This window comes from Nonomuraea cypriaca, from assembly GCF_015645445.1.
Taxonomy (GTDB): Bacteria; Actinomycetota; Actinomycetes; order Streptosporangiales; family Streptosporangiaceae; genus Nonomuraea; species Nonomuraea cypriaca.
Genome location: NZ_JADOGI010000486.1, coordinates 1 through 1,921, shown reverse-complemented (window position 1 = coordinate 1,921; position 1,921 = coordinate 1). Strand labels below are relative to the sequence as shown.

Here is a 1,921-nt window from a genome sequence, read left to right as displayed (position 1 = left end):
TCTAGGTGGCTGGTGTTTTTTGATCTGTCTCGCGTAGGTCTGTCCTGGTGTGCCAGGGTGATCGGTGTTGGTCGCCGGGCGTGGGGAGAGATCGAGCGATGGCAGTGGGCCAGACTCCGATGCAGCCGGGGTTGCTGTCCTCCACGGTGAGTTTTGTCGAGGGTCGGCTGTCGCCGAACTCGATCTACGCGGTGCTGCACCGTGAGTGCCGGAACTTGTTCCCGGATGAGATGTTCGCCGATCTGTTCGCCGAGGACGGGCGCAGGTCGGTGCCGCCGATGATCGTGGCTGTGGTCATGGTGCTGCAACGCCTGGAGGGGCTGTCGGATCGGGAGGCGGTGGATCGGTTCGCCTTCGATGTGCGGTGGAAGTACGCCGCCGGCGGGCTGGACTTCGATCACCCCGGGTTCGTGCACACCGTGCTGGTGGACATGCGGGCCCGGCTGGCCGCCTCGGAGCGGCCGGACCGGATCTTCGAGCGGACCGTGGAGGTCGCCGCCCAGGCCGGGCTGATCGGCCGCAAGCGGGTGCTGGACTCGGCGCCGATCTATGACGCGGTGGCCACCCAGGACACCATCACGCTGATCCGGTCGGCGATCCGGAACCTGCTGCGCGCAGCCGAGCGGGATCTGCGAGTGGAGTTGCGCGCGGTCATCTCCAGCGGAGATGCCTACACCGATACCGGCAAGCCGGTCATCGACTGGACCGATGCCGGTGAGCGGGAGGCGCTCATCGACTCCCGAGCGCGTGATGGGTATGCGCTGCTGGCGGCGCTGGACGGGCGCGCCCTGGCTCCCGAGGTCGGGCAGGCGGCGCGGTTGCTGGCCACGGTGCTGGGCCAGGACCTGGACCACGGCGAGGACGGCATGTTCCGGATCGCTCGCAAGAAGGTGGCCAAGGACCGCATCATCTCCACCGTGGATGTCGAGGCCCGGCATGGCCGCAAGACCGTCAGCCGATCCTTCGACGGCTACAAGGGGCACATCGCCGAGGACCCCGACAGTGAGATCATCACCGCCACCCGAGTGACTGCGGGTAACGTCGGCGATGCTGAGCCCGCCATCGAGCTACTGGCCGATCTCCTCCCGAGCAGACCGAGCAGACCGAGCAGACCGAGCAGAGCGAGCAGACCGAGCAGACCGAGCAGACCGAGCAGACCGAGGTCTATGGCGATGCCGCCTACGGCATCGGGCCGGTGCTGGCCCAACTGTCCGGGGCGGGCATCGAGCCGATGGTCAAGGTCCAGCCGTCCAGCGCGCCGCAGGGACGATTCTCCAAGGAAGTCTTCACCGTCGATCTGCAGGCCGGGCAGGTCACCTGCCCCAACCAGGTCAGGGCCACGATCCGGCCGCAAGGCGACGGCAGCGGAGTGGCCTATTTCGGCGCTTCCTGCACCGACTGCCCGCTGCGCGCTCAGTGCACCACGGCCAAAGACGGCCGCAGGATCAATGTCAACCCACATGAGGAACACCTGGCCCGAGGCCGAGAGCTCGGTGGCGATCCGAACTGGCTGGCCCGCTACCGAGCGACCCGGCCCAAGGTCGAACGCAAGATCGCGCACCTGATGCGGCGACGGCACGGCGGACGCCGAGCCAGGGTCCGAGGCACCGCCAAGATCGACGCTGATTTCTCTTTGCTTGCCGCCGCGGTCAACCTGGCGCGCTTGGCCGTCCTCGGCGTCCGGTCCACCGTCGTCGGCCAGTGGGCCACGGCAGGAGCGTGACCAGGGATAACACTCGTCGGGCTACCTACCCAGGCCGACCACGGACGCCTCCAGCGGCCCTGTGGATAACTCCACAAGGCCGCGAGACCGACACAATCCATGCCCGGGACAGGTTGCTCGCGGTCATGTAGTCCGGCACCGAATGAAGTCACCCGAAACCCCGGGGTCGAGATGACCCGCTTAACACCAGCTACCTAG

1 protein-coding gene and 1 pseudogene are annotated in these 1,921 nt (G+C 67.4%); both read left to right on the top strand.

Features of this window, described 5'->3' with window-relative positions:
• Window positions 1-98 precede the first annotated feature (98 nt).
• Window positions 99-470, top strand: a pseudogene (locus ITP53_RS61665) (transposase); the annotation flags it as partial.
• A 761-nt stretch (window positions 471-1,231) separates the two neighbouring features.
• Entirely contained in the window at window positions 1,232-1,723 is a 492-nt protein-coding gene (locus tag ITP53_RS61660; RefSeq protein ID WP_407941423.1) for a transposase, read from the top strand.
• Window positions 1,724-1,921: the final 198 nt, after the last annotated feature.

Excerpts from the sequence above, each read along its gene's own strand:
- ITP53_RS61660 (WP_407941423.1), top strand. The coding sequence starts at position 1,232 with ATGGTCAAGGTCCAGCCGTCCAGCGCGCCGCAGGGACGATTCTCCAAG.